Below are 26,767 nucleotides of genomic sequence, written 5' to 3'. Positions count from 1 at the left end.
GACCATAACAAATTTAATATTAACATTTAAAAGATAGAAATCATGGGAAATAAAACAAAAGGTTTATTAGCATTAGTGGGTATTGGTGCATTAGCATACTGGAAATACAAAAACTCTTCTGATGAAGATAAGCAAATGGTAAAAGATAAAATCAATACTGCTAAAGATAATCTTAACAAATGGAGCAGTGATTTAAAAGACAAAGCTAACAATGTAGCTTCTCAAGTTCAGGATAAAGCCAATAGTGTGGCTTCTCAGGTTCAGGACAAAGCGAATGATGTAGCTTCACAGGCTCAGGATAAAGCTGATGATGTTGTAAATAAAGCACAGGGAGCTGTTAGTTAAGTAAATAAATACTAGTTTATTTTAACATTCATATATAAGGAAAGCCATCGCAATATTTTATTGTGATGGCTTTTTTTCTGCGCCGATGGTATAGACTAAGGATATGCTGTTTTTGAATTTCATAATTCTCCACTTCCCCTTCTCCTTAAACTCTTTTGCATGCAGGAAATACGGCCAGGGGAACCGGTTGAATTCTTTAAAGTGCTTTATGATTTATTGCCCTTCCGTTATTGATCAGGCGTTGCAATACATCAAAGGATGGTTCCGCGTCACGCAACTCCTGAAGGATATCTGCAGACTGATCTTCGTGGGTGCCTTCATACATTCCTATAACAGGCTTTTTATTGAAATGGTCATGATTATATTCAGGCCAGGCAATCCATTTACATACTAACCGTTAAATTAGTAATTTTTTCAGGACTTATATTTCAAAAAGAACAATAGGATAAGCAATATTATCTTTTACACTATAATTTTTCTAAAAGTTTCTGCTTCTGTTTTGCAAATTCTTCATCCGTTAAAATTCCGTTTTCTCTTAATCGGGCTAGTTTTTCAAGCTGTTCAAGAACAATATCGGTAGAAACGGCTTTTATGGAATCCTGCTGTTTCTGAAACTTTTTTTGATTGTAGATTTTCTCAATGAAGCCATAGAAAATTTCTGCGTCCTGTTTATCATAAAAACATTCAAATTCGACAATTTTTTCATTGGTGTGTATTTTAATAACAGGAGATATAAAATTCTTTACAAAGCTTACTTCATTGATGGTTTCATTGTTAAACTCACTAACTTTTACCGGTTTAAACATGGCTTTGGAAACAGAAACAATTCTTTTAGGAGTTACCAGCAGAATCCCTGCATCTACCGTATTCAAAAACTGGGCATCTGTAATGGCTAAAACAGGTTCGTCGGCGGCAAGAATATTCGGCAGCTCTTTGATTTCCCCGCGGGTAAACATAGAAAGGTTGGCATTAACCTGTTTCAGCTGGTGCCTTATTTCTGTCAATCTCCTTTTATAAAAACCCCTGTCATCAGGCATCAGATCTGTCTGATCAGAGGAAGCTGCAGACGGGTTTTCAGCATGAATGATTTCATGTGACTGGGATTGGCTAACCTGATCTGCATCTGTTATTACGGTCCCGTTTTGCATCAGTTTTTTAACATCATCAATACTGAAACGGTGAAGGTCGTACAGCAATTTCTGATTTAATGTACTGGCTTTCTCCAGACAGGTGTTGCAGAGGACATTGCCGTCTGAAAGCTTATTTTCACCCAGCATGCGATCTATCGATGTCAGTATATTTCCGCACAATCCGCAATGATCATTCATAATTTTGATATTTAATGTAAAATACGATTTTGAAATTCTATTTTAAAGCCTTTCCAGTAATTTCTTTTTCTGTTCTGCAAATTCGTCTTCCGTCAAAACTCCGATTTCACGTAATTTTCCAAGCTTTTCCAGCTGCTCAAAAATAACTTCAGCTGATTCTTTTTTTACGTCTGATGAACTTTGCTGAACAGGTTTCGGAGTGTTCTGCGGGAATACGGATTCTGAAGCGGACAGGTTATAGATATCGAAAGATGAAGCCCGGATTTGTTGTTGTTGTTGTTGTTGTTGTTGTTGGACAGGCTGTTTCCCTGATGGCCCGTTGATATAGGCATGTACGGCATTACAGAAATTTCTTGCATCATTTTTATTATGAAGCTTAAATTCTGCAGCAGACCCGCCTTTGGTTAATATTTTGAGCGTTGAATAAAGAAGGCTTTCCAGGTGATCCACAGAGGAAATATGCTGATAGAGATATTCATCCTTCTGTACATTGCCGAAGAATTTCTTATCGATGAAGACAACCCTTTTCTGGGTAGAGAAAATAAGCCCTTCCACTTTGTCAGGGATCGTCAGCCCTTCGGCAATTGCCGTTAATTTCTCATCTCCGTCGAGGACATTTACCAGTTCCTTTACTTCTGCATTGGCAAAAATACTGAGTCTTGCATTAAGTGCTACAATCTGGTCCTGAATGCTGTCCAGCCTGGTTGTTGCCTCTCCGAATCCGAAATTCGGGGTGGCATCGGCGTTATTCTTAAAATCAGCAACGTGTGAAGCGTCCGGCTTTTCAAATCCCCCTATTTTACCCTGAAGAATAATTCCCCGGATCTCAGGAAGAAAAAGCTGTTTAAGATTACCGGCAACATCTTTATTGATTTCAGTAGCCTGATTCAGGCATTTGTTACATAAAATATGTCCGTCTGCCAGTTTATTTTCACCCAAAAGCGTATCCATAGAGGTTAAAGGTGTTCCGCACAATCCGCAAATATTGTTCATCCGGTTTTAGTTTTATAATATTCCAAAATACAAAATTATATCTGATTAATGGGTCAAAAATGAATGAAATATCTTTAAGTTATTTCATTGGTATGCTCAAACCAAACTTCAAAGATCTGAAATATAAATCTTTCTAAAATACGGTAATCCATAAGAAAGCCGACTTATATGAGTTTACATTTAAATAAAATTTTACTATGGCATTAATTACAAAAAGCGATCTTTATTTTACAGATTATTCATGGACTGCAATAAGTCCTGACAATCCAAAAGCTACCGGTGAACCGGACAGTACGCTATTAAATAGAAAAGAAGGTTATGAAATTCTTTATTTCATAAATAAACTTTGTGATTTATGGAATTTAAGTACAAAGCCGTCTGCAACAAAACTTGAAAAAATGATCAGATATGAAGTTCCAGGCAATATTCATAGTCAATTGAATATCAGAAACTGGATTAATGACCATTGGAATAATAGTAAGTATTAAAAAAATCAAAGCATTGTCAATTAATAATGCTTTGATTTTTTTTAACTTAGAATAAGAACTCTTCCAGAGAAACGGTTTTCTGTTCCCCGGCTTCAAGATTCTTATAAGTTACGTTTCCGTTTTTAATTTCTTCCTCACCTAAAAATACCAGGTTTTTAATGCCTTTCTTTTCTGCATACGTAAATTGCTTTCCAATTTTTGCATTCTCGGGATACAACTCTGCAGAAATTCCTTTTTCTCTCAGCTGCCTGATTAACTTTAAGGCTTCCAGGGATTCATCACCTCCGAAATTTGCGAAAAGGTATTCAATGTTAGAAGCCGCTTCTTCAGGGAAAAGCCCCAGCTCTTCCATCACCAGGTAAATCCTGTCCAGTCCGAAAGAAATACCGATTCCGGGAATATTTTTTACACCGAAAACTTCCGTCAGGTTATCGTATCTTCCGCCACCGCCGATGGATCCCATCTGTACATTATTGGCTTTGACTTCAAAAATAGCTCCGGTATAATAGTCCAGTCCTCTCGCCAGTGTAATATCAAAAACCAACTGCTGAATATCCACACCAAGCTGTAAAGATTGTGTAATGACCGTTTCCAATTCCTCAACACCTTTTGAGCCAGTTTCATTTCCGGTAAATTTTTCTTTCAGCAGCTGAAGGTTTTCCAGTGCATTGTCAGACTGCGTAAACAGGAAATCAAGCTTATCGATTGATTCCTGACTGATTTCCCTTTCCAGTAATTCTTTTACTACCCCGTCTCTCCCGATTTTATCAAGTTTATCAAGAGCAACAGTAAAGTCGATTAATTTATCAGTAATTCCCGCATATTCTGCCAGTCCGGAAAGAATTTTACGGTTGTTAATATGGATGGTAACCGGTACTTTTAAATCTGAAAATGATTTTAAATACAGCTGAACAAGGTCTATTTCCTGTAAAAGGCTTTCGCTTCCCACAACGTCTGCATCACACTGATAGAACTCTCTGAACCTTCCCTTTTGCGGACGGTCGGCCCTCCAAACCGGCTGGATCTGGTAACGCTTGAAAGGAAACGTAAGCTGGTTGTAGTTCATGGCCACGAATCTTGCAAAAGGTACGGTAAGATCATAACGGAGGGCCTTATCTGAAATCTGTGAAGTGAGCTTCTGATGGCTTTTATTTTCCCAGTCTTCCTGATTTGTTTTTGCTGTATAATCTCCTGAATTTAAAATCTTGAAAATCAGACGGTCCCCTTCTTCGCCATATTTTCCGGTTAAGGTAGAAAGATTTTCAAAGCTTGGCGTTTCCAGAGGCTGAAACCCGAAAAGTTCAAAATTTTTCTGTAATGTATTGATGATAAACCTTCTTCTTGAAACTTCCAATGCGGTGAAATCTCTTGTGCCTTTTGCTAAACCTGGTTTCATTATATAATTGATAAATGATAGTTAATATGTATAAAGATTGCAAAAATAAGGAATTGAAAAGACTTTTACTACAGATATAAGATATTAGAAAGCTGAAAGAAATTAATCTTCCAGCTCTCATCATCACCATCATCTCGCATCACTTGTGTTTCTACCTTCAGGTACTTTCTAATATTTCCAGGATCTCTTCTCCGTAATTTTCTATTTTATGTTTTCCGAAACCTTTGATTTCAAGCAGTTCCTCTTTCTTGGCCGGTTTGTATTTGGCAACCGAAGTCAGTTCTTTATTCGTAGCAATGAAATAGGTCGGGAGATTGTTTTCCCTGGCCTTTTCGGAGCGCCAAAGCTTCAGGGCATCCAGAATTTTCTCTTCGTCATCATTCAGTTCCTCACTGTCTGCGGAATATTTGACGCTTTTTGCATCTTTTACCACATCCTGCGTAGCTTTCAGCTCTTCAAAATACAATACAACAGACCAGTAATTTTCATCGTTCACAAAAGCAGTTTCTACTTTTATGATTTCTTTGGCTATCAGAAAAGCATCCAGGGCTTTCTGGTCCTTGTGAAGGAATTCTTCCGGTAATCTGATTTTAAATATTTTCACTTTCATGATTAGGCATTTTAAATTATTTACCTCCCAGAAGCAGGATTTCATCTACTTTTATTTCCGTGATATACCTTTTTATACCGTCTTTGTCATCATAAGACCGGTAGGTCAGCTTGCCTTCCACTGCAATCTCTTTTCCTTTGGTAACATATTTCTGAAAAATCTCTGCGGTTTTCCCGAAAGCAACGAGGCTGTGCCATTGTGTTTCTTCCACCTTATCCCCCTTTGCGTTAGTGTAGTAATCGCTTGTAGCCAAAGATACAGCTGCTTTTAAATTTCCGTTTTCAAAGCTGATCATTTCAACTTCTTTTCCTGTGTAACCTACTAATGTTACTTTGTTTCTTAGTGACATAACTTTAATTTTTAATGTTAATAGTAATATTCAGATCAGAGACATTCACTTTTTTCTCAAATCTCTGGGACAAAGGTTGAAGAAAAAACAAACCTGAGTCGGTATAAAATTATTTAAATCCGTTTGTAGTCGTTTGCAAACGAATAATTTTTCATCAGGTAAAACTCATCCGTTTTCAAGCGGATAATTATGTATCTTTGGTGATATGAGGAAGACGATAAAAAGGACATTGAGGGTTTCAAAATATGTGATTTACCGGGAGACCCTGGTAGATTACAAGGAACATTTCTGGTCTTTTCTGGGAGCCTTCTTCGGAATCGGGATTATTGCTTTTATTCAGTCGCATACCTTATCTGTAACAGAAAATATTTTCCTCATCGGTTCTTTCGGTGCTTCGAGTGTTTTGATTTACGGCGCCATCCAGAGCCCGCTGGCCCAACCCAGGAACCTCGTGGGCGGACATATTATTTCGGCATTGGTGGGTGTTACCGTTTACAAGTTAATTCCGGATATTATCTGGCTTTCTGCACCGCTGGCCGTTGCTTTTTCCATTGTCCTGATGCAGTATACCAAAACGCTGCATCCGCCCGGCGGAGCAACAGCGCTGATTGCAGTAAGCTCCACAGGGAAAATTCCTGAACTGGGATATGGGTATGTACTTTCTCCGGTGCTTACAGGCTGTATCATCCTGTTGATTGCTGCCCTTTTTTTCAATAATATCACATCCACCAGAAGATATCCTGTCCATTCCCTATTCAGGAGACCACTTAAAAGAAAACATACACATGCACAAAATGAAAAAATAAAAAGATGAACTGTCTCGAATGCGGCGAAAAAATTATCGGAAGGTCAGATAAAAAGTTCTGCAACGATGCCTGCCGGAATGCCTATAACAATAAGCAGAACAAAGACTCCAGCAACCTGATGCGGAATATCAACAACAAATTGCGCAGAAATTACAGACTTCTTACCGAAGTAAATACTGAGGGAAAAACAAAAGTAACAAAGGCAAAACTTGATGGCTTGGGTTTTGATTTTGAGTATTTCACCAATCTCAAGGTTTATAAAAACGGTTCTGAATATAAATTTATCTATGACTATGGCTATAAACTTCTGGATGAAGATTTTGTACTGATTGTAAAAAAGCAGTCGTAAAAACGCATATTAAACCAAATGATTTAATTGATATGAAGGAAATTATCCTGATTACCGGAGCCGGCGGGCTGATTGCACGCGAACTGTCAAAGCAGCTTAAAAATGATTATACCGTCCGTTTCCTGACCCGGAAAAAGAGGTATGGCCATGACTTTGAATGGGATCTCAGCAAAGGAACCCTTGATGAAAAAGCCCTGGAAGGGATTTCGCATATTATTCATCTGGCAGGAGCTAATATTTCTGAAAAACGATGGACTGATGAAAGGAAAAAAGAACTGATCTCCAGCCGTATAGATTCTGCCGGCCTGCTTTTAAAGTCTTTGGAACAAAAAAGAATCAGGCTTAAATCATTTATTTCAGCATCCGGGATCAACTATTACGGAACCGAGACCACAGAGAAAATATTTACTGAAGAAGACGGCCCGGGAAATGACTTTTTAAGCGATGTTGTCGTGCAGTGGGAGAAAGCAGCCGATGCATTTAAGAAACATAATATCGCTGAACGGGTGATCAAGTTCAGAACAGCTGTTGTACTGTCTGAAAAGGACGGGGCTTTAAAGAAAATGCTTCCGACCATAAAGATGGGAATAGGTTCACCGCTGGGAACCGGAAAACAGTATATGCCGTGGATCCATATTAAGGACATCTGCAGTATGTATAAATTTGCTTTAAAGAATCCTGAAATGGAGGGTGCCTTTAATGCCGTGGCTCCTGAACATACTACCAATAAAGAGCTTACGGAAAAAATTGCGGAGATACTCAAGAAGCCGTTATTCATGCCGAATGTTCCGGCTTTTGTATTAAAACTGGTATTCGGTGAACTGTCTGATGCGGTACTCAAAGGTTCAAGAGCATCTTCCGGAAAAATCCTTGAAACAGGCTTCCGGTTTGAATTTCCGGATTTAAAAAAAGCGCTGGAAGATTTATTAAAAAATAACCGGCCATAAAATAATTTAATCCATATTATAAAACCTATGCAAGATAAAAACGTACATATAGAAAAAACCGAAATCTTATCAGACAACTGGTACACGCTGAAAAAAGTAACCTTTAATATCCGGAAAAAAGACGGGACCACAGAACAGCAAAGCCGTGAAGCCTACGACCGGGGAAACGGAGCCGTTATTCTATTGTACAGCAAGGCTGCCGGTACAGTAATCTTAACACGCCAGTTCAGATTGCCCACCTTTATCAACGGAAATCCGACGGGAATGATGATTGAAGCCTGTGCAGGACTGCTGGATAATGACGATCCTGAAGACTGCATCAGAAGGGAAACAGAAGAGGAAACCGGATATAAGATTTCCCATATTGAAAAAATATTCGAAGCCTATATGTCGCCGGGTTCCGTAACGGAAATCCTTCATTTTTTTATTGCCGAATATTTAACGGAAATGAAAATTACAGACGGCGGCGGACTTGATGATGAGGGGGAAAATATTGAAGTGCTGGAACTTTCGTTTGAGGAAGCCCTGAAAATGATTGATTCCGGGGAAATGAAAGATGCAAAAACCATTATGCTGCTGCAATATCTGAGGCTTAAAAACGTTTTATAGGATCAAGAATAAACCCATTTGAATCAAAAAATATGAAATTTCTATATACCATAAGTTTATCATTGCTGTTAGCAGCTCCTGTTTTCGGACAGAAAACAGAAAAAGCAGGCCCGAAAGACAAAGCCGTTACCGAACATTTTAAAAATGATTATAAAAAGAAAAATTATAAAAAATTCGCAGGAAAGATCACGGTTAATAACAACCAGGTTCTTTTTGACGATAAAATCATTTTTTATAATGCGTCAGACAAAACTGTTAAATTACTCTTGCAGGAGGGATTGGTTTATCCGCAGCTGTTAACCGATTACCAGATTGATAAATTTGAAAATGAAGACAGTGACCGGACGCAGAAAAGGTTTGCCAAGCTGCAGAAAAACTGGAAAGACGCTTTTGAAGTCAATAATATTAAACTGAGCAATGTTTCAGAACTGGTATTTCTAAGTTCTGACCCGTCAGTAAGAAGATTTAAGGTGCAGTGTAACGATCCGAAATTCCCGAGTATGATGGCTTACTATTTTGAGCTTACTTCTAAAAACAGCAACAAAAATACTTCCGTTGAGGATTTCATTAAGAATGCTAAACTTACGCATATTTATCAAAGGGCTGAATAAATACAGATTTACTAAAGTTTGTTTTAGGAAAGCAGATCATGCAGGAACAATAGTTTTAGTTAAAATAAATCTGAGTTACGATAAATAAATCAGGGCGTATTGCCCTGATTTGAATCTGATCAGGTTTGAATTCTATAATCGAATAACGTTTAAAGTCAGCTAGACCTTATTTCATCTTTATCACGACTTTTCCTTTGGCGCGGCCGCTTTCAACATAGGCTAAGGCATCATTGGTTTTATCAAAAGAGAAAACTTTATCAATGACCGGTTTAATTTTTCCGGCTTCGATCAGGCCGGTGATTTCCGAAAGCTGTGCCCCGCTGGCTCTCATAAACAGAAAAGAATAGCTGATATGCCGCTTCTTGGCAATTTTTCTGATCTTACTGCTTAAAAACCGGGTCGCCAGTTTCATATACCAGGGTAACTTTTTCTCTTCTGCAAACGCAGGTGTGGGCGGGCCGGAAATTGAAATAACTTTTCCACCGGGCTTTACCACATTAAAAGATTTTTCGAGTGTTTTGCTGTCCTGGCTGTTTAGCACCACATCATAATCAATTAAAATATCTTCGAAATCCTGTGTTTTATAATCGATCAAAACATCTGCACCTAGATTTTTTAAAAATTCAAAACTTTTTTCACTCGCTGTCGTTGCCACGGCTGCTCCCAAATGTTTCGCAAGCTGAACGGCAAATGTTCCCACGCCGCCGGATCCAGCCTGAATAAAAACCTTCTGTCCTCTCCGCATCTTTGATTTCTCAACCAAAACCTGCCATGCTGTCAATCCGACCAGTGGAATTGAAGCCGCTTCTTCCATTGAAAGGTTTTCAGGTTTTAAAGCAACATCTTTTTCATGAATAGCAATATATTCTGCGAAAGTGCCGATCTGGAAATCTGAGGGCCTTGAATAAATTTCATCACCCACTCTGAAGTTTTTCACCTTGGCTCCTGCTTTTACAACAATGCCGGCAACATCGTGGCCTAAAACCAGCGGCAGCTTATACGGCAAAATCAGTTTAAATTCACCGCTCTTTATTTTTGAATCCAAAAGATTGACACCGGCGGCGTGAATCTCAACTAAAACTTCATTGTCTTTTATAACCGGTTCCGGAAGGTCTGCCAATTCAAGCGGACTTTCTTTTTGATAACGGCTGATGCTGAATGCTTTCATATTCCGGGTTTTATTTTAAAAATTGATCGGTCTTTTTTGGGTTTATAATCTTAAAAGCCAGTTTTGGGAAAAATCTTCGGATTGGATCAAATATTTTTGCGTCTCCGACACGAATGGTGTAAACATCTCCCTGTAATCCTTTGATAAGGCCTTTTGCCATTTCTTCGGAAGTTATTTTCTTATCATTCCGTTCTGCAGTCATTTCTGTAGCAACCAATGGCGGGACCAATTCAAATATTTTTAAACTGCTTCCGATAATCCTCATATGTTCACGAAGTGAGACCGTATAAAAAGCAAGCGCCACTTTTGAGGATGAATAAGTCGCTTCAATCAGAGAAGGGACCATGCTTAAAATGGATGTTGTATTGATTATGGCCGCTTCTTTTCTTGATTTAAGCATATCCATAAAAATATTGTTAATCCTTATGACGCCCAGGTAATTAATTTCCATTTCATAAGCCGCACTTTCTGCGTGCTTATCGTCTGCTTTACCCAAATTGGACGTCGGAACCAGTACGCCTGCATTGTTGTAGAGAATATCAATCCCTCCCGATTCTTTTATTCTGCTGTAAAGAAGTTCAGCATCAGCAGGACTGGCCAAATCGCTTTTTATGGCTGTTAATTCAGGATACAGCTTTTTGGCTTTGTCCAGTTTATCCTGGTTACGCCCTGTGATTATAACTTTAGCCCCGATTTCCAGAAACTGTTTTGCTGCTTCGAGGCCGATACCGGAAGCTCCGCCGGTAATCAGAATCGTTTTTCCTTTTAATTCCATGATTGATTGATTAAGTTTAGAAACGCTTCATCAGGAATGCCATATCAATAAAAATTTTCTGATGAAGAGTGACATTAGATATCTGCTTATGAAGGTTTTTGTGAAAAAAACTTTTTGGCATCCCCTACCGGAACGTCAAACTGATTTTTCTCCAGCGCAGCCAACAGTTCATCGGCAACTTCAGAAGGCGGGATCCCGTTGGCACCTCCGATTTCTGCAGAGAATTCCGTATTTACCAACGGCGGGTAAACTTCATAAATCCGGATATTTTCCTGTTCTTCATACGTCTGCCTCAAAGCAACCGTGTAACTGTGCAGGGCAGCTTTAGTGGCCCCGTAGGTCGGCAACATTTTATGGCTTCCGAAAACGGATATAGAAGAAATATTGATTACCGCAGCCTCTGCTTTCTGTAGCAGGTGAGGAAGCAAAAGCTCTGTAAAATGAATGATGCTGAAGTAATTGGTATTCATCTCAGCAGCAGCCTTTTCATGGGCATTCCGGGTTTCGTTTAACAGATAGGCGAATGCTGCCCCTGCATTGTTGATGATTATATTCAGTCCGGGATGGTTGGTCTTCAGTTCTTCTGTAATCCGGAGCCTGTCTGATTCCAAAGACAGATCACCCTGAATTGCTGTTGCGCCCGCAAGTTCTTTTAAAGCATTCTGAAGGCGTTCTTCATTTCTGCCGTTGATGATGATGATGTTGCCCTCCGCATGAAGTTTTTTTGCGATGGCCAAGCCGATTCCGGCACTTCCGCCACTGATGAATACTGTATTTCCTGTTGTTTTCATTTTTTTGTCTGTTTGAATGTCAAATATTGATAGGTTGTGGGATTGCGACAGGGATTGCAGCGGCATCCTTTTGTGCAACAAAAGATACAGCGGAAAGCCCGGCCGTTCGCCCGGATCTTTTTAATTGTTCAGCGCCGGGTAATCGGTATATCCTTTTTCGCCGGGGGTATAAAATGTTGCCTGGTCCGGCTGGTTAAGCGGCGCCTCTGTTTTGAAACGTTCCGGCAGATCCGGATTGGCGATAAACGGAACTCCAAAAGATACCAGATCGGCATCGCCGTCCTGCAGAACCTTTGTGGCTGTCTCTTTGGTGAAAGCCCTGTTGATGATAATGGTTCCGCTGTATATTTTTCTGAAATATTTTGCCACTTCCTGTATTGCATAGGCGTTACCTGAAACATCGGTAAAGGGCTCGATCAGGTGAATATATGCCAGATCATAATCATTGAGGCGGTTAACGATATAATGATACAGCTCAATGGTTTCATCATCCACCAGGATTCCCATAATGCCGTTGAGTGAAGGATTTAGGCGGACTCCGATTTTCCTGATGTCGGCCACTTCTTTTATCGAATCCAGGATGTCAAACAGAATCCTTGCCCTGTTTTCTACGGAACCGCCGTATTCATCGGTCCTTAAATTACTGTTCTTGCTGAAAAACTGCTGCAGCAGGTATCCGTTGGCCCCGTGAAGCTCTGCCCCGTCAAAACCGGCTTCAAAAGCATTGAGTGCAGCCTGTTTGAAATCGTTTACCGTTCTTTTGATATCTTCTGTGGTCATCGGCTGAGGCTTGTGCGATGGCTGAAATCCTTTTGCCGTAAAAATCTGCTGTTCAGGATTGACATCGGACGGAGCCAACGGTTTTTTGCCGTTGTGTAAATCAGGATGCGAATAGGCTCCTGTGTGCCAAAGCTGTGCGAATATTTTGCCGCCCTCTTCATGAACAGCTTGCGTCGTCAGTTTCCAGCCTTCAATCTGTGCCGGAGTATAGATTCCGGGCACATTGACAACACCTACCGCTTCCGGGCTGATGAAGGTGCCTTCCGTAATGATCAACCCTGCTGTTGCTCTCTGCCGGTAATATTTTGCAGTGAGTCCGGTGGCTTTATGTTCGGGATTGTCTGAACGGCTTCGGGTCATCGGAGCCATGACCATGCGATTACTGAGATTCAAGGTATTGTTTCCGTAATGTTTAAAAAGTGGATTTTCCATTGTACTTTGCATTTAATTGAGTAAATTTGCTTGTGTTTCGCAAGTACGAATCTATGTAATTACTTTCAAAATGCAAGTATTTATTTTAATTATTTAATTTTATTTTTATGTCAACTTCAAAAAAGAGATCAGACTGCCCGATCAGCAGCTCATTGGATGTATGGGGAGACAAATGGTCTCTGTTGATTGTACGGGACCTGATGTTTTCCAAGCAGTGTACCTACGGGGATTTCCTGAAATCCGACGAAAAAATAGCGACCAATATCCTGGCTTCCCGCCTCCTAATGCTGGAACAGAACGGCATCATCACCAAACAGGACCATCCTGACAGCAAAGCCAAAGTCCTGTACAAACTCACCGAAAAAGGGATCGACCTTATGCCTTTGCTGATTGAAATCAACCTCTGGGCAGAAAAATATTCGATTATTCCTGAAAGCCAGGCGATGATTTTAAAAGAGGTGAAAAAGGATAAGGCAGGGTTTATTGGGAAGCAGATTGATGTGTTGAAGAGGGAGGTTTTGTAATAATTAAGATAGAAGGAAAATATTTTTCTCTATTTAGATGGTCCCAAAAATATTGGAGATTCTCAAGAAGAATTCAAATTATAAAGATAATTTAATTTTTAAAGGCTGAAAAATAAATAAATTTGGAGAGTCTAATTAAAAAACAGAAATGAAGAAAACAATCTTGTTTATTATTTTAGCATTTAGCCAAAATATTCATAGTCAAAACAAAATCTTAAAATTTGATAAATTAGTTAATACAGATTCAGTTAAAATAATTGGAATGTATCCTAAATGGGATAAAAATAAAATCTACAAAAAATATAACTTTTTAATTACAGATAAAAAAGTAATCGATTCTTTAATTGAATCAGTTGAATACGGTGATACTACCAAGAATGAATGGGAACAAAATAATTTCACTATTCTTTTAACTAGGGCAAATAAAGAATTTCATAGAATTTCCATTAGCCCAGCGCTCCATAATGTACACATGAATGGAAAAAGTTATAAATTCGATGTTTCTATTTTAGGAAAATTAGCAAAAAAATATCCTTTGACTTATAAATGGTATGAACAGGAATTTAAAAATGAACAAGAATTCAATAAGTTTAATACTGAAATATTAAAACAAGAAAAAACTTTATATATAAGTAAACCAACATTTCTTTATGAGGGTTCTTTTGAACTACAATTTCCTAAAAATGAAACGTTTTCCTCTCCTAGAGCTATTGATCATTATTTAAGACCACAAATTGAAAAGCTTGTTAATGGAAAGGAATTTAGTATTTCATATGTTGCAAATGAATTTAATTTAAAAAACCGGGATCAATATACTATGACAATTGACGGTCCTTATATTTTATTTAGAGAATTAAAAGATAAGAACAGTAAAAAGGGAGAATGGATACCTGCAAAATTTATTGCTACTGTTTATGAAAAAGAATAAAGAATTAATTATGAATAACTTACACTTTTACAATTTAAAAGCTTAATTTTGCACCCCGAAATAAGGATTATATAGTATGAAAAGAATTGGCGAACACCGAAAACTTTTAGGCGTAGACAATACCGCTACCCTGAAAGATCTGAAAACCATCTACAGAAATGCGATGAAAGATACGCATCCTGATAAATTTGTAAATGACGAAGCTGGGCAGCTGGAAGCGGAAGAGAAAAGCAAATCGATCATTGAAGCCTATCATTTTCTGGTAAGCATCAACCCGGAAACGCAGGAAAAATATAAGGAAGAATACACGGAAACGATTACCACCTCCATCATCACCGATTTCTATCTGGAGAAACAGATTCTGAAAGTTCAGCACCTGAACGGGAAAATGTTCGAATATATCGGGGTGCCAAGGAATGTATACATCAAAATGGTAAATTCAGATTCGGCCAGCCGTTTTGCCAGAAGGCATATTTACGGAAAGTTCATCTACAGGAAATCCGGTGAGGTAATGGCAGATTAATTCTTTTCTACATCATAAATAAAAATAATAAGGCTTTCGGTTGATTCCGGAAGTCTTTCTTATTTACTTTATAAAGTAATGATTACAGTTTTTTTAATATGCCTATATTCGTATTCACTTACATCCTATGATTTATTATTTCAATTCCATCTGCGAATTCAGGCAGGTCAATCCGGCGATCAAAGGGCATTCGCTGAGGGTCTTTGATCCTGCGTTAGGAAATATCCGCGATACACTCCTCGATTTTAAAACCGAGCTTGAAAACCGGTATCCGACTTTCAAAGACACTGAGCTTTCCGTGAAAATATCCAAAGGCTTCAGCAATTTCCCAAATGTCCTGTACGCTTGTATCTTGCCGCCCGGACAAGCCGTTCCCAACGGAATTTATACCGCGATATGCTTTGACATTCTGGGAAGAGGCGCATTGGTTGGATGTGTGGAATCCAAGATTACGTCCAAAGGCCTGCCCACCGTGAACAGGGCAAAACCCTTAAATATTGACGTAGACGGAGCCAGTGAACGGACGAAATACAATAATGTTTTCGTGAATCCGAAAGAATTCCATTATCCCCTGGAAAATGACCTGGAACTGGAGCAGCATATCACAGCGTCTTTAAACCTGTGTTTTGAATATCTGAGATAATCCTGATTTAATCAAATCTGAAGAAAGAAAACGTTGATAACAATATTTAAAAACAAGCCTCACATCAATACAAGGGTTATAGAAAACAAAGAATATATCAGTTCTATTTTAAATCTCTATCCATTTTATCTTGACAGTAATATTAAAGATGGTAATGTCTGTATTCAGAGCACTTATGCCGGAGAAATCCGGATGGGACCTCCTTTTTATCAGATCGCGGTACTGAATAATCGGAAGGAAATTTTCAGAGATGCGATCTACGGAGGAGAGATTTTCTGTCATAATATTTTGTCTAAAAAATACAACCGTCTTATTCTTGTAAAATGGTTTTCGGAAGTCGATCCTTATGAACAGGTCATTGCAAGCATAGACCTGATTAGCGGAAAAGAAGTTTTTTTGACTGGAAAAGACCGCTATTTCAATGCCGGTCATTTTGATTCTTTTGATGGCATTTTTTATTCAAAACCAGGAATTAGTGATACCTTCTGTAAAAATCTTGAAACCCATGAAACATTTATGCTGGAAGAAACTTTAAAGAAACAGATTAACCATTTTTTTTCATGGGGGCTGTCCCCGTTGAAAGATACCATTACGGTAGTAACAAAAGAGAAAGAAAATAATCTAATTATTTATAATCTTAAAAATAAAAAGATAGAATCTGCATGCACAATGGATTTTGATTTTTCTGAAAACGGCAGGATATCCTGTTTTCTCGATAAAGAAAATGATGCGGTACTTATCGAGTTCAGCGATTATGACCTGAAGGCAAACAGAAAAATCATTAATAAAAGAAAGAACTATAAAATCCTGGAATTCTAAAAAGACTGTAATTTTTTTTCATAAATCCTTATGGCAAGAAACTTGGTAAAAGCGAAACAATTTTTTGTACATAAAAAAATCCGCATCAATCAAATTGATGCGGATTCAGGTTAATTAAGGTTGGTATATTGGTTAATCTATGTGTTTCGGGGTGTAACCGTCTTCACTTAATTCTTTATGTTCATAGTCTGCTTTCATTTCAGCTTCATAATCAACTGTTTCATGTTTACCCATTCTTCTCAACATTGAATCGAATAGTGAATAAACCGTAGGAACAATAATTAAGGTAAGGAATAATGATGAGGTCAGACCACCGATGATTACCCAGGCCAATCCGTTGTTCATCTCCGCTCCTGCCCCTTTTGCAATCGCAATCGGGATCATACCGAAGATCATTGCGATCGTTGTCATCAAGATCGGACGGAGACGTGCATGGTTAGCCTGAATCAAAGCGTCATGCGTACTTGCACCTGCTGCTTTTCTCATATTGGCAAAATCGACAATCATAATTGCGTTTTTCGCTACCAGACCAATCAACATAATCATCCCCAGCATCGTAAAGATATTGATGGTATTTCCGGTAATGGCAAGGATAATCATTACCCCGATCAATGCCAGAGGAATGGAGAACAATACCACGAACGGATACACAAACGAATCATAAAGCGAAACCATCACCAGATAAACCAGTACAATAGCCGCCAGTAAAGCGATTCCTAAAGTACCCATACCTTCTGTCTGGTTCTCCATATCTCCACTCCAGAGGTAATTTACTCCGGCTGGTTTTGTTTTTTCATTTGTCATAAACTGGTCTGCCCATTCGTTGGCAACATCAGCCATTGCACGACCTACCACTTTAGATTTCACTTTTACGGAAGCCGTTTTATCTCTACGCTCCAGCAAACTTGGCCCTGATCCCATTTTCACATCAGCAAACTGGCTCAATCTGATCTGCTCGCCTGATGGATTGGTAAACATTAAGTTTCTTACATCATCAATTGACTGTCTGTTGGCATCTCCAAAACGGATGTTGATATCATATTCGTATTCCCCGGCTCTGAATTTTCCGTCTGTGTTTCCTGAGAATGCAGTCTGCATGGTCTGCCCGACACTTGAAAGATTTAAACCTAAAGAAGACATTTTATCTCTGTCGATATTCACCTGCACTTCAGGGTTTCCTGAGTCAGAAGATAATTCTGCATCTACGGCGCCCGGAACTTTTTTAAGCAAAGCAAGAATTCTGTTGGCTTCTTTGTTTGCCGTTGCATTATCAGGAGCAGTAACTACCATTTCGATTGGTGCGGCATCTGCTCCCATTAATCCGATTGGTGCTGTTTTAAACTCAACTCCGGTGAATTTTTCTTCTAAAGCTCTTTTAATTTTAGCCGATTTAATATCTGTACTTTCATTACGTTCAGATTTATCAACCAGAATTACCTGAATTTCTGATTGGTATAAAGTTGCCTGCGCCCCACCGAAACCTGATGACTGCTGACCAACTGTAGTAATCATATCGACTACATCTTTATCATTTCTCAGATATTTTTCAACCTGTAAAGTCAATTGGTTTGTTTTTTCAACGGAAGCATCTTTAGGCAATTCCATCTGAACAAGGAACTGACCTCTGTCCATTTTCGGGAAGAATTCTCCCCCGATAAATCCGCCACCCATTAATCCCATTGTCACAACAATCAGAAGTACAAATGTAAGAACAACAGTCATAACCCTTCTTAAACCTGTTTTTAAAACCCATTCCAAAATTCCTGTAATCCAGTGCGTGAATTTATCCAGCTGCTTTTCAAACCAGAGAATAAATTTCTCGAAAGGATTTTTACCGGTCAAATGAACCAATTTTCCAAATCTTGAAGATAACCATGGGATGATGGTAAATGATGCCAGTAATGAGAACAGTGTGGCAATAACTACCGTGACACAAAACTGCGCCAGGATGTCTGAAACCAGACCTGAACTCATTGCAATCGGCAGGAATACCACCACAATTACCATTGTGATTGCGGTTACGGTAAATCCAATTTCCGAAGCTCCGTCGTATGCTGCACGGATTCTGCTCTTCCCCATTTCCATGTGGCGGTAAACGTTTTCCAATACCACAATCGCATCATCTACAAGAATACCTACAACGAGTGAAAGCCCCAGCAAACTCATTAAGTTTAGCGTATAGCCCATCAGATACATCCCGATCACCGTTGCAATCAACGATACCGGAATCGAAACCATTACAATAAATGCATTCCTGATGTTGTGAAGGAATAACAGCATTACCACTGCCACCAGGATAATCGCCAAGAATAAATCGAAAATCACGTGGTCTGCGGCCTCAAGGGTAAAGTCTGTGTTGTCATCTACAATAGCAACGTTCAGCCCCTGAACTTTATAATTGTTCTGAACCTGCTCAATTGTCTTCTGCACGGCTTCAGAAACTGATACTGCATTGGCATCAGACTGTTTTTTCACCTGAAGTAAAATGGTAGGATTTTGGTTGAATCTCGCTACCTTTTCAATATCTTTTTGCGTATCGAAAACCGTTGCAATGTCTGATAAACGAACCTGAGCTCCGTTTTTATTGGATACTACAAGACTGTTCATTTCGGCAATATCTCTGTATTTTCCTGAAAGCCTGATGGTAGATCTCGAAGTTCTCGTCTTCAGAGCTCCCGTCGGGAAATCCAAATTGGAAGAAAGAATCGCCTGCTGTACATCTGATATGGCAACGCCGTAACCCTGCATTTTCTTTTCATCCAGGTTCACCTGAATTTCCCTTTCCTGTCCACCGACAAGGTCAACCTGGGCCACACCGTTTACACGGGAGAAAACCGGTTCCACCTTTTTATCCAAAAGGTCGTATAGCTCTTTGCTGTTCAGTTTATCACTTGAAATACTCAGCGTCATGATCGGTAAATCATCCAGAGAGAATTTTTGAAGTGAAGGCGGATCTGCATCTTCCGGAAGGTCTGCTAAAATAGCGTTTACCTTTCTCTGAGCATCATTTAAAGCATAGTTTACATCAGCTCCCGTGTTCAGCTGAACCATGATTACCGATAAACTTTCGTAAGAAGAAGATTCTACTTTTTTTACGTTTTCCAAAGAACCGACGGCGTCTTCAATCTTTCGGGTTACCGAAGTTTCCACCTCAGAAGGCGAAGCTCCGGGATAAACCGTGGAAATTGTTACCATGTTGGTTTCAAACTTCGGAATCAACTCGTACCCCATCATGGAGTAGCTTAATAAACCTCCCAATGTCAGAATCGTAAATAATACGATGACCAGGGAAGGTCTTTTGATGGATATTTCTGCTAACTTCATTCTTCTGTTACTTTACGATATTGATTTTTGACCCGTTGTCAAGGTTGATCTGTCCGCTCGTAATTACCTGCTCACCACCGTTCAGCCCGCTGATGACTTGTACTTTATCGCCGTACACTTTCCCTGTTTTTACAGTGATCATTTTAGCCGTTCCATTTTGAACGATAAAAATCTGTCCTGAACTTACCCCGTTTGCAAAAGCTTCTGCAGGAACCGTTAACATATTCTGAGTTTCAGCGCCGTTATTTGTTTTAAATAAAGCGGTGGCATACATCCCTGCTTTCAGGTTTCCTCTGTTCTGAACTTCAATTTCAACAGGGAAATTGAGAGATGCATCACTTTTAGGAGCGATAAATGTAATTCTTCCGCTGAAAGATTCTTCAGGCAAAACGTTTACATTGATAGCAACTTCCTGGCCCAGTTGTATTCTTCCGATCTGGCTTTCGTCAACCAGAACCGAAAGTTTTAAGCTGTTGATATTTACGATTTCAAATAAAGCCGTTCCCGGAGCGACAACCATTCCCGGTTCCACCATTTTTTTGTTAACGGTACCGCTGATCCCTGCACGGATGCTGGCATCATTTACCCTTACACCCTGAGCCCTCAATGCTGCCTGTGCATTTTTCAGCTGTAACCTTGAGTTGTCAACCTGCTGTTTGGTAACACCGCCTGTTTTGAATGCATTTTCGTAACGCTGGTTGTCTGAAATGGCATTCTGCAGGTTATTCTGCGCCTGGGTAACATCCACTTCAATGGCATCCCTTTTAATGGTCGCCAATACCTGCCCTGCTCCTACCCTTGAGCCTTCTTTTACCAGAACGTTTACGATACGCCCTGAAATTTCAGCAGACTGCTGCATTTCCTGCTTTGGGATAAAAGTTCCGTTTGCGGAATAATCAGTATTAATATTTTCTCTTGAAACGGTAATCACGTTAACATTGATTTTGTCAACCTGCTTGGCCACTTCTTTTACTTCTGTCTCCTGCTTTTTCTTATTATCAACAATTTTATAGGCTGCCAGACCGATAAGTACAGCCGCTACGATGATATATATTAAAGTTTTCTTCATAACTGTTACGGGTTTTGTAGTGTGTTTAATTCTCCTTTTGCTTTGATTAATTTAATTTCCGCCTGTTTGTAATCCAACAATGCATTGGCATAATTCTGTTTTGCCTGGGTCAGTGCATTTTCAGCATCCAGAACTTCGGTAAGCGTTGCCAGGCCATATTGGTAATTGGACTGTGTATTCTGCTGAACCCTTTCGGCCAGGCCTACGTTGCCTTTCATGCTTTCGATGTTGATGAGTGTATTCTCAATATTGGTCACTGCATTTTTATAATCCAGGCTTAAGCTCAGCTGGGTATTCTGGATATCAAGGTCAAGATCCTGGATATCGATTTCCGCCTGATTGATTTTTGCCTTTGTGGAACCGCCGGTGAAAATCGGGATATTGATGTTCAGTCCGATAGCTGAATAATCACTCCACAATACGCCGCTGTTGATGCCGTTGGTAAGCGGGAACCTCCTTCCCTGTCCGGCCCAGCCGTAATTGGCTACCAAACCGACTGTAGGGTACAAATAGGCTTCGGTTGCTTTTTTATTGTATATCAGGAGCTCTCTATTTTTCTCTAAAACTTTCACTTCAGTACGGTCATCCAGGTTTACAACAGATGCTGCCAGCTCAGGCCTTGGCTCAATGGTTTTTTCTTCAAGTTCAATATCGGTACTGATCGGAACACCCATATAGAACTTCAAAGCATTCTTTGAAAGCTCCACAGAGTTAACCAGTGTCTGTCTGTTGGACCCGATATTCGTCAGCTGAACATTTGTTCTGTCTAAGTCGATGGATTTCGCCAGGCCGTTGTCTACAAGGCTTTTTATCACATTCCTCACCCTTTCCGTATTTGCATAACTGGCCTCAACGGTTTTAAGGTTTTCTTCCTGTACAAAGACCTGATAATAAGCTGTGGCTACATTTTCGATGATCTGCTCATTCGTTAACTGGGCATTCAAAACGTAAAATTCTCTCGTGGATTTTGCCGCCTTAAGACCTGTAAAAACCCGCTGGTCAAAAATTGCCTGCTGAACCTGTACAGATGCGGTTGAGCTCCATGGCTGCCCCAGCTGTGCCCTGATCCTCTCTCCTCCGAATTCAAGCAGAGATTCCTGGATAACCGGATTATAGGTTAGGCCTGCCGTGGCACTGATCTGTGGCAAAGCGCCGGCCCGCGCTTCATCAATTTTATATTCGGCTTTTTTAATCTGTAAAGCAGCTTTTTTAGCTTCTGCTTTGTTTTGTAGTGCCTGTTTGATGGCTTCCTGTAGAGAAACCTGCTGCTGTGCAGACACCGATGAAAAACCGAAAATCATAAATGCAGCAGCTATCCCGATTTTCAGCTTATCTGCAGTTATACGTTTTCTTTTCATAATTTTAACTTCGTTTATTTTTTAATGCAATTTTACTTCTTCAATGCTTTCTGCATGACGGATCATTTTTTAAAATACTTTAACCTTTTTTATTTTTTGAATAACATATTGAGAATGATCCCTTTCCGTTCTGAAATGATCTTATCGAACTCTTTATCGGTAATCATCAGGTTTTCTAAAAATAAAGGCCGGACGGCACTCGGGAATACCAGAAGTGAGATCATGTTCAGCAGAAACTGTACAGGTGCCATTTTTTCTATATTCCCCAGCTCCATTTCCTCTTCAATATCTTTATAAAGCTTTTTTAGCTCATCTTCTTCCACATCTCTTTTGTGGCAGCTTCCTTTATTGATCTGTGAAACAATATAGGTTTCCAGATAAGGATATTGAAGGCTTGTTGACAAGCTTCCCTCAATAAACTGTGCTATTTTAGCTTTAAAAGGAAGATCGGAAGTCATGATGATTTCAGATTTCTTTTTTTCCACCCGGTGCGCCTCATCAAAAATAATCTGGATCAGGTTATCCCTTGATCTGAAATAATAATTAATCAGTGTCCTGTTTACGCCGGCTTCATCTGCAATTTCCTGCGTTGTGGCGTTAAATTTCCCCTGCACAAAAAATAAATTCTTTGCAGTCTCCTTTATCAGTTCCTGGGTCTGGTCTTTTTTTTCTTGTTTTGACATTTTTGTTAAACAATTTTGTGCAAATATAAACCAATCATATGTTTTGACAAAATTGTTAAACAAAATAATTAAACAAAATTGTATGAGATGAATCATGTTTCAGAAGTTTATCATCAGATTAATGGTTCTTAATCTATAATAAACAGAGCGTTTTTATATATTTGCCGAAAATTAATAACCGATGCAAAAAATCCTGCTTCTTTTTACCGTATTCTCCTGTAGCTTGCTGTTCTCACAAAAAATAAGCTCTCAAAACAATGATTATTTCTTTTACGAAAACAAAGGCCAGATCATCGATCAGGAAGGAGAAGCAAATCCGGATGTCAAATATCTTTTCTTATCTCAGGGATTGAATGTTCAGCTGAGAAAAAACGGATTTTCTTATGACGTATATGAAACAAAGAAAACGGTAAACCCTAATTCATCAAAGTTTAGAAAAGACCAATCGGTTGTTGCAAAAGACTATTATTATGATGAATTTCTTTATGAAAACCAATTTCACAGGATTGACATTGAGTTAATTAACTCAAATAAAGAGGTAAAGATTATTGCGCAAGGAAAGTCTATGGATTATGACAATTATTACAATATTCCAAACAAGCCCAAAGGTGTAACAGATGTTCACCGTTACAGAAAAATCTCCTATAAAAATATTTATCCGAATATTGATCTGGTCTTTTTTAAACCTGACGATACGCTGAAGCCTGTTGAATATAATTTCATCATTAATCCCGGCGGAAAAATTTCAGATATTAAAATGAAATTTAACGGGGCTCCAACTTCTGTTAAAGATAACAAGCTTTTAATGAAAGTCCGTTTTGGTGAAATGTTTGAGAATATTCCTAACAGCTGGATTTCTTCAGATAAAAAAGAAAACATCGATGTTTCTTTTAAAGACCTTGGAGACCAGACTTTTGGATTTAATGCGCCGATTAATACTTCTGATAAGACAATTGTTATTGATCCTGTTCCTACGAGAATTTGGGGAAGCCATGTTGGGGGGACGGGTGATGATTATGGGAGGATTAGAACCGACAGCCAGAACACGGGCTATCTCATCGGATCTACAACAAGCTATAATAATTTTGCAAGTTCCGGTACTTATCAGCAAAATATGGCCGGAGGAACTGATGCATTTCTGATAAAAGTAACCAAGAACGGACAAAAACTTTGGGGAACCTATTATGGCTTTGGGATGACAGACTATTTTATGGATGCTGATTTTGATGAAAACTTTAATATTTATGCAGGAGGAGCCGTCCAGAGAGCAGCTTATAATGACAATATTGTTTTGGTAAAATTTAATAATAACGGAAGCCTGGTTTTTGAAAAAGAGTTTGTTTCAAGCAGTCAGGATAAGCTTTACAGTGTTTCTTACAATCAAAACCATGTATATATCGGCGGATACGCTTTCAGTTTAGATTTTCCAACGGTAAATGCCATGCAGGCAACAAAGTCCACACCGTTAGGATATACTGATGGTATTTTAGCCTCTGTCAATGCAACTACCGGAAATACAGATTGGGCAACCTATTTCGGCAAAAATGACGGCTCCACTTCAATTTTACAAATTATGTCTTCAGTTGATCATCTTGACATAATCGGTGCCACTCTATCATCAGATATTCCAATGGTAAATGCTTTTCAACCGGTAAAAGGAGGAGGATCAGACGGTATTTATATAAAACTTTCAAAATCCGGTAACACCATTTTAAGATCAAGTTATTACGGGAATACCGGAGATGAATTTGTGATAAAAGGCAGAATCGTGAATGATATACTAATTCTTCCCGGAAAATATTCAACAACGGCTTTTCCTTTGGGACAGCCCGGGATATGGAGAATAAATTTAGCTGCTAATACCATTTTAAAAAGTTATTTTGATTTTCCGGTTGGCCTTCAACTCTTGGCCTATCCAGATACGTCCGGAAATGTTATCTTCACAGGTTTACACTCAAACGGACAACCGGATATTTCAACACCGGGAGCTTATATGGGAATGCCTGCGACGTATACATCTACATTTATGATCAAGTATAACCAGAATAATATTAAAGAGTGGGGAACTTATTATACCGGAAACGGAGCAACACAGCAGGGTGAAGTTATAAAAGATAATGAAGGCGCTATCTATTTAACCGGAATGTCAGGAGGAAATACATCAGGCATTGCAACCCCAGGAACTTTTCAACAAACTCCGGGAGGAGGAAGTGATATGTTTATCGCTAAATTTCAGGATTGCACTTCTTCTGCTGTTGTGTCATCCAACTCTCCTGTCTGTGCCAATTCAACCCTGCAATTACATGCGACAGGCGGAGCAGCTTACAGCTGGACAGGACCAAACGGATATACCTCAACCCAGCAAAACCCGGCAATTCCAAATGCAACTGCAGCCAATGCAGGAACATACACCTGCCAGGTTACAGGTTCAGGAGCCTGTGACGGAAGTTTTACCGTAAACGTTGTTGTGGGTGATAACATTCCCCCAATTCCAAATACAGCAACGCTTCCCAACATAACAGGAGATTGCCATACGATTGTTTCAGCTATTCCGACAGCAACGGATAATTGTGCCGGGACCATTACAGCCACAACAACAGATCCTCTTTCCTATTCGCTTCCGGGAACATATATTATCCATTGGACTTATAATGACGGAAACGGAAATACATCAACACAAAACCAAAATGTAACTGTAACCGCTCCGGCCCTGCCAACCACGACAAATACGCAGCAGACTTTTTGTAAAACCAATAATCCTAAGATCCCGGATATTCAGGTTACCGGACAGAACATCAAATGGTATAATACAGCAGGAATGCTTTTAGCCCCGTCCGTTCCATTGGTAAACGGGCAGACTTATTACGCTTCCCAGACAATCAATGGATGTGAAAGTAATACCATTTCGATTCAGGTTACGATAAATGAAACCCCAAAGCCGACAGGAAATACAGCTCAGGATTTCTGTGCTTCTGCAAATCCGACTTTAGCGAATCTGGCCGTTACAGGTACTGCTTTAAAATTCTATGATGCAGCAGGAAACCTTCTGCCGTTAACCACTCCGTTGGTCTACGGTGCTACTTATTTTGTTACCCAGACCCTGAATTCATGTGAATCTGAGAAGCTTGCTGTTTCCGTAACCCTTTCCGCGAATAATGTACCGGCTAATGATTATTCAGAAATCTTTTGCAACAGTACCACAGGAGGATCAATGACGGTTAACCTGACTTCTTATCAGGATGATATTATTGCCAATCCTGGTATTTATACATTTGCGTATACGGACGATGCAGGAAATGCCATTGCAAACCCTTCCGGTTACAGCTTAAACATCGGCACCACCATCATTCACGTGAAAGTTTCCACACAGGACGGATGTTTTAAAGTGGTAAGGCTAAACTTAACCCTGAACCCTAAGCCGAAGGTGAACCTTCCTGAAAAAGTTGATTTCTGCAACGGCAAAAGCGTTGTCCTGGATGCCGGAAGCGGATATTCATCTTACCTGTGGAGTACAGGCGAAATCACCCAGTCTGTTACTGTTTCTGCACCGGGGAATTATTCGGTGACGGTAACCAACAGTTTAGGCTGCCAGAATACAGGTTCTGTTCAGGTAAACTATACCGCTTTGCCGGAAATTACAGCTGTTCATATCAGCAACAGTACTGCAACGGTTATTCTTTCTGCGGCAGGAAGTTTTGAATATTCTTTAGACAATTTCACCTGGCAGGATTCAAATGTATTCATGAATCTGCCCGTAGGCGAATATACCGTATATGTGAGAACCAAAGGCGGGTGTATCATCGGCCAGAAACGTTTCTCGATTTTCAGTATCCCGAATGCTTTTACCCCGAACGGCGACGGGTATAACGACCACTGGAAAATTGCCGGACTTGAAAATTACCCGGGAACCGAAGTAAATGTCTACGACAGAAAAGGTCTCCCGGTATTTAAAGAAGCAACCACCAAAAAGCCGATGTCCTGGGACGGAAAGTTAAACGGAACACAGGTTCCGACAGGCAATTACTGGTACACGGTTAAAGTGTCAGACGGAAGGCTGTATACCGGCTGGCTTTTGATTAAGAACAGGGAATAATCAAAATGACAAACAAATAAAAACGG

General features: G+C 39.5%; 26 protein-coding genes. 13 read left to right on the top strand and 13 right to left on the bottom strand.

Features of this window, described 5'->3' with window-relative positions:
* The first annotated feature begins 42 nt into the window (after positions 1 to 42).
* On the top strand, positions 43 to 345 hold the full coding sequence (locus SD427_RS09000) for a YtxH domain-containing protein (protein WP_320560941.1): 303 nt from the start codon (positions 43 to 45) through the stop codon (positions 343 to 345).
* 467 nt (positions 346 to 812) lie between these two features.
* Here SD427_RS09000 and SD427_RS08995 read toward each other — a convergent pair whose 3' ends face one another.
* On the bottom strand, positions 813 to 1,673 hold the full coding sequence (locus SD427_RS08995; RefSeq protein ID WP_320560940.1) for a PH domain-containing protein: 861 nt from the start codon (positions 1,671 to 1,673) through the stop codon (positions 813 to 815).
* Positions 1,674 to 1,715: 42 nt separating this feature from the next.
* Entirely contained in the window at positions 1,716 to 2,666 is a 951-nt protein-coding gene (locus tag SD427_RS08990; protein ID WP_320560939.1) for a PH domain-containing protein, read from the bottom strand.
* 197 nt (positions 2,667 to 2,863) lie between these two features.
* On the opposite strand from SD427_RS08990, the gene SD427_RS08985 reads away from it, so the two are divergent.
* The gene (locus tag SD427_RS08985) at positions 2,864 to 3,154 is read left to right on the top strand and encodes a hypothetical protein (RefSeq protein ID WP_320560938.1); all 291 of its coding nucleotides are present in this window, start codon (positions 2,864 to 2,866) and stop codon (positions 3,152 to 3,154) included.
* A gap of 46 nt (positions 3,155 to 3,200) precedes the next feature.
* Here the strand turns inward: SD427_RS08985 and hisS are convergent, their stop codons facing one another.
* From hisS to SD427_RS08970, 3 genes are all read right to left on the bottom strand, one after another.
* Complete coding sequence (hisS, locus tag SD427_RS08980; RefSeq protein WP_320560937.1) at positions 3,201 to 4,550, bottom strand: histidine--tRNA ligase; 1,350 nt, start codon at positions 4,548 to 4,550, stop codon at positions 3,201 to 3,203.
* A gap of 157 nt (positions 4,551 to 4,707) precedes the next feature.
* Positions 4,708 to 5,160: an HRDC domain-containing protein gene (locus SD427_RS08975; RefSeq protein ID WP_320560936.1), complete on the bottom strand. Its 453-nt coding sequence runs from the start codon at positions 5,158 to 5,160 to the stop codon at positions 4,708 to 4,710.
* A 16-nt stretch (positions 5,161 to 5,176) separates the two neighbouring features.
* A complete protein-coding gene (locus SD427_RS08970) occupies positions 5,177 to 5,509 on the bottom strand; it encodes a single-stranded DNA-binding protein (RefSeq protein WP_320560935.1) in 333 nt (110 codons plus the stop codon).
* 205 nt (positions 5,510 to 5,714) lie between these two features.
* Between SD427_RS08970 and SD427_RS08965 the strand changes: the two genes are divergently transcribed.
* The 5 genes from SD427_RS08965 to SD427_RS08945 are packed head-to-tail and all read left to right on the top strand — an operon-like array spanning position 5,715 to position 8,831.
* Complete coding sequence (locus tag SD427_RS08965; RefSeq protein WP_320560934.1) at positions 5,715 to 6,323, top strand: HPP family protein; 609 nt, start codon at positions 5,715 to 5,717, stop codon at positions 6,321 to 6,323.
* A complete protein-coding gene (locus SD427_RS08960; RefSeq protein WP_320560933.1) occupies positions 6,320 to 6,664 on the top strand; it encodes a hypothetical protein in 345 nt (114 codons plus the stop codon). The genes SD427_RS08965 and SD427_RS08960 overlap by 4 nt, the downstream gene beginning before the upstream one ends.
* 32 nt (positions 6,665 to 6,696) lie before the next feature.
* Positions 6,697 to 7,611 (top strand): TIGR01777 family oxidoreductase, encoded by a 915-nt coding sequence (locus tag SD427_RS08955; RefSeq protein WP_320560932.1) that lies wholly within the window; start codon positions 6,697 to 6,699, stop codon positions 7,609 to 7,611.
* A gap of 27 nt (positions 7,612 to 7,638) precedes the next feature.
* Positions 7,639 to 8,220 (top strand): GDP-mannose pyrophosphatase NudK, encoded by a 582-nt coding sequence (nudK, locus tag SD427_RS08950; protein ID WP_320560931.1) that lies wholly within the window; start codon positions 7,639 to 7,641, stop codon positions 8,218 to 8,220.
* 32 nt (positions 8,221 to 8,252) lie between these two features.
* Complete coding sequence (locus SD427_RS08945; protein WP_320560930.1) at positions 8,253 to 8,831, top strand: hypothetical protein; 579 nt, start codon at positions 8,253 to 8,255, stop codon at positions 8,829 to 8,831.
* Positions 8,832 to 8,997: 166 nt separating this feature from the next.
* Here SD427_RS08945 and SD427_RS08940 read toward each other — a convergent pair whose 3' ends face one another.
* The 4 genes from SD427_RS08940 to SD427_RS08925 all read right to left on the bottom strand — a co-directional run bounded on the left by SD427_RS08940 (position 8,998) and on the right by SD427_RS08925 (position 12,777).
* Positions 8,998 to 9,999, bottom strand: a complete 1,002-nt coding sequence (locus tag SD427_RS08940; protein ID WP_320560929.1) for an NADP-dependent oxidoreductase — start codon at positions 9,997 to 9,999, stop codon at positions 8,998 to 9,000.
* Between the two features lie 10 nt (positions 10,000 to 10,009).
* Complete coding sequence (locus tag SD427_RS08935) at positions 10,010 to 10,774, bottom strand: SDR family oxidoreductase (protein WP_320560928.1); 765 nt, start codon at positions 10,772 to 10,774, stop codon at positions 10,010 to 10,012.
* A gap of 86 nt (positions 10,775 to 10,860) precedes the next feature.
* The gene (locus SD427_RS08930; protein WP_320560927.1) at positions 10,861 to 11,565 is read right to left on the bottom strand and encodes an SDR family oxidoreductase; all 705 of its coding nucleotides are present in this window, start codon (positions 11,563 to 11,565) and stop codon (positions 10,861 to 10,863) included.
* A 120-nt stretch (positions 11,566 to 11,685) separates the two neighbouring features.
* A complete protein-coding gene (locus SD427_RS08925; protein ID WP_320560926.1) occupies positions 11,686 to 12,777 on the bottom strand; it encodes an alkene reductase in 1,092 nt (363 codons plus the stop codon).
* Positions 12,778 to 12,884: 107 nt separating this feature from the next.
* Here SD427_RS08925 and SD427_RS08920 point away from each other — a divergent pair, with 107 nt between their 5' ends.
* The 5 genes from SD427_RS08920 (at position 12,885) to SD427_RS08900 (ending at position 16,214) form a co-directional block, all read left to right on the top strand.
* Positions 12,885 to 13,301, top strand: a complete 417-nt coding sequence (locus SD427_RS08920; protein WP_320560925.1) for a helix-turn-helix domain-containing protein — start codon at positions 12,885 to 12,887, stop codon at positions 13,299 to 13,301.
* Positions 13,302 to 13,449: 148 nt separating this feature from the next.
* The gene (locus SD427_RS08915) at positions 13,450 to 14,229 is read left to right on the top strand and encodes a hypothetical protein (protein ID WP_320560924.1); all 780 of its coding nucleotides are present in this window, start codon (positions 13,450 to 13,452) and stop codon (positions 14,227 to 14,229) included.
* 76 nt (positions 14,230 to 14,305) lie between these two features.
* Positions 14,306 to 14,752, top strand: coding sequence for a KTSC domain-containing protein (locus SD427_RS08910; RefSeq protein WP_320560923.1), 447 nt, complete (start codon positions 14,306 to 14,308; stop codon positions 14,750 to 14,752).
* Between the two features lie 127 nt (positions 14,753 to 14,879).
* Positions 14,880 to 15,395 carry a hypothetical protein gene (locus tag SD427_RS08905; protein ID WP_320560922.1) on the top strand — a complete coding sequence of 172 codons (516 nt, stop codon included), beginning with the start codon at positions 14,880 to 14,882 and terminating at the stop codon, positions 15,393 to 15,395.
* 33 nt (positions 15,396 to 15,428) lie between these two features.
* Positions 15,429 to 16,214 carry a hypothetical protein gene (locus SD427_RS08900; RefSeq protein WP_320560921.1) on the top strand — a complete coding sequence of 262 codons (786 nt, stop codon included), beginning with the start codon at positions 15,429 to 15,431 and terminating at the stop codon, positions 16,212 to 16,214.
* A 132-nt stretch (positions 16,215 to 16,346) separates the two neighbouring features.
* Here SD427_RS08900 and SD427_RS08895 read toward each other — a convergent pair whose 3' ends face one another.
* The 4 genes from SD427_RS08895 to SD427_RS08880 form a co-directional block, all read right to left on the bottom strand.
* On the bottom strand, positions 16,347 to 19,538 hold the full coding sequence (locus tag SD427_RS08895) for an efflux RND transporter permease subunit (RefSeq protein WP_320560920.1): 3,192 nt from the start codon (positions 19,536 to 19,538) through the stop codon (positions 16,347 to 16,349).
* Between the two features lie 7 nt (positions 19,539 to 19,545).
* Positions 19,546 to 20,607: an efflux RND transporter periplasmic adaptor subunit gene (locus SD427_RS08890; RefSeq protein ID WP_320560919.1), complete on the bottom strand. Its 1,062-nt coding sequence runs from the start codon at positions 20,605 to 20,607 to the stop codon at positions 19,546 to 19,548.
* 5 nt (positions 20,608 to 20,612) lie between these two features.
* Complete coding sequence (locus tag SD427_RS08885) at positions 20,613 to 21,965, bottom strand: TolC family protein (protein WP_320560918.1); 1,353 nt, start codon at positions 21,963 to 21,965, stop codon at positions 20,613 to 20,615.
* A gap of 89 nt (positions 21,966 to 22,054) precedes the next feature.
* Entirely contained in the window at positions 22,055 to 22,648 is a 594-nt protein-coding gene (locus tag SD427_RS08880) for a TetR/AcrR family transcriptional regulator (RefSeq protein ID WP_320560917.1), read from the bottom strand.
* Between the two features lie 181 nt (positions 22,649 to 22,829).
* On the opposite strand from SD427_RS08880, the gene SD427_RS08875 reads away from it, so the two are divergent.
* On the top strand, positions 22,830 to 26,741 hold the full coding sequence (locus tag SD427_RS08875; protein WP_320560916.1) for a T9SS type B sorting domain-containing protein: 3,912 nt from the start codon (positions 22,830 to 22,832) through the stop codon (positions 26,739 to 26,741).
* The last annotated feature ends 26 nt before the right edge of the window (positions 26,742 to 26,767 follow it).

The sequence above is a fragment of the Chryseobacterium sp. JJR-5R genome (assembly GCF_034047335.1).
In the GTDB taxonomy this organism is placed as follows: Bacteria; Bacteroidota; Bacteroidia; order Flavobacteriales; family Weeksellaceae; genus Chryseobacterium.
Note: the sequence above shows the minus strand (reverse complement) of the source record. Positions and strands in the feature narration are given on the sequence as shown.

Excerpts from the sequence above, each read along its gene's own strand:
- SD427_RS08910 (WP_320560923.1), top strand. The coding sequence starts at position 14,306 with ATGAAAAGAATTGGCGAACACCGAAAACTTTTAGGCGTAGACAATACC.
- SD427_RS08905 (WP_320560922.1), top strand. The coding sequence starts at position 14,880 with ATGATTTATTATTTCAATTCCATCTGCGAATTCAGGCAGGTCAATCCG.
- SD427_RS08935 (WP_320560928.1), bottom strand. The coding sequence starts at position 10,774 with ATGGAATTAAAAGGAAAAACGATTCTGATTACCGGCGGAGCTTCCGGT.
- SD427_RS08915 (WP_320560924.1), top strand. The coding sequence starts at position 13,450 with ATGAAGAAAACAATCTTGTTTATTATTTTAGCATTTAGCCAAAATATT.
- SD427_RS08955 (WP_320560932.1), top strand. The coding sequence starts at position 6,697 with ATGAAGGAAATTATCCTGATTACCGGAGCCGGCGGGCTGATTGCACGC.
- SD427_RS08975 (WP_320560936.1), bottom strand. The coding sequence starts at position 5,160 with ATGAAAGTGAAAATATTTAAAATCAGATTACCGGAAGAATTCCTTCAC.
- nudK (WP_320560931.1), top strand. The coding sequence starts at position 7,639 with ATGCAAGATAAAAACGTACATATAGAAAAAACCGAAATCTTATCAGAC.
- hisS (WP_320560937.1), bottom strand. The coding sequence starts at position 4,550 with ATGAAACCAGGTTTAGCAAAAGGCACAAGAGATTTCACCGCATTGGAA.
- SD427_RS08875 (WP_320560916.1), top strand. The coding sequence starts at position 22,830 with ATGCAAAAAATCCTGCTTCTTTTTACCGTATTCTCCTGTAGCTTGCTG.
- SD427_RS08940 (WP_320560929.1), bottom strand. The coding sequence starts at position 9,999 with ATGAAAGCATTCAGCATCAGCCGTTATCAAAAAGAAAGTCCGCTTGAA.
- SD427_RS08995 (WP_320560940.1), bottom strand. The coding sequence starts at position 1,673 with ATGAATGATCATTGCGGATTGTGCGGAAATATACTGACATCGATAGAT.
- SD427_RS08990 (WP_320560939.1), bottom strand. The coding sequence starts at position 2,666 with ATGAACAATATTTGCGGATTGTGCGGAACACCTTTAACCTCTATGGAT.
- SD427_RS08985 (WP_320560938.1), top strand. The coding sequence starts at position 2,864 with ATGGCATTAATTACAAAAAGCGATCTTTATTTTACAGATTATTCATGG.
- SD427_RS08970 (WP_320560935.1), bottom strand. The coding sequence starts at position 5,509 with ATGTCACTAAGAAACAAAGTAACATTAGTAGGTTACACAGGAAAAGAA.
- SD427_RS08965 (WP_320560934.1), top strand. The coding sequence starts at position 5,715 with ATGAGGAAGACGATAAAAAGGACATTGAGGGTTTCAAAATATGTGATT.
- SD427_RS08925 (WP_320560926.1), bottom strand. The coding sequence starts at position 12,777 with ATGGAAAATCCACTTTTTAAACATTACGGAAACAATACCTTGAATCTC.
- SD427_RS08960 (WP_320560933.1), top strand. The coding sequence starts at position 6,320 with ATGAACTGTCTCGAATGCGGCGAAAAAATTATCGGAAGGTCAGATAAA.
- SD427_RS08885 (WP_320560918.1), bottom strand. The coding sequence starts at position 21,965 with ATGAAAAGAAAACGTATAACTGCAGATAAGCTGAAAATCGGGATAGCT.
- SD427_RS08895 (WP_320560920.1), bottom strand. The coding sequence starts at position 19,538 with ATGAAGTTAGCAGAAATATCCATCAAAAGACCTTCCCTGGTCATCGTA.
- SD427_RS08945 (WP_320560930.1), top strand. The coding sequence starts at position 8,253 with ATGAAATTTCTATATACCATAAGTTTATCATTGCTGTTAGCAGCTCCT.
- SD427_RS08920 (WP_320560925.1), top strand. The coding sequence starts at position 12,885 with ATGTCAACTTCAAAAAAGAGATCAGACTGCCCGATCAGCAGCTCATTG.
- SD427_RS08890 (WP_320560919.1), bottom strand. The coding sequence starts at position 20,607 with ATGAAGAAAACTTTAATATATATCATCGTAGCGGCTGTACTTATCGGT.
- SD427_RS08930 (WP_320560927.1), bottom strand. The coding sequence starts at position 11,565 with ATGAAAACAACAGGAAATACAGTATTCATCAGTGGCGGAAGTGCCGGA.
- SD427_RS08880 (WP_320560917.1), bottom strand. The coding sequence starts at position 22,648 with ATGTCAAAACAAGAAAAAAAAGACCAGACCCAGGAACTGATAAAGGAG.
- SD427_RS09000 (WP_320560941.1), top strand. The coding sequence starts at position 43 with ATGGGAAATAAAACAAAAGGTTTATTAGCATTAGTGGGTATTGGTGCA.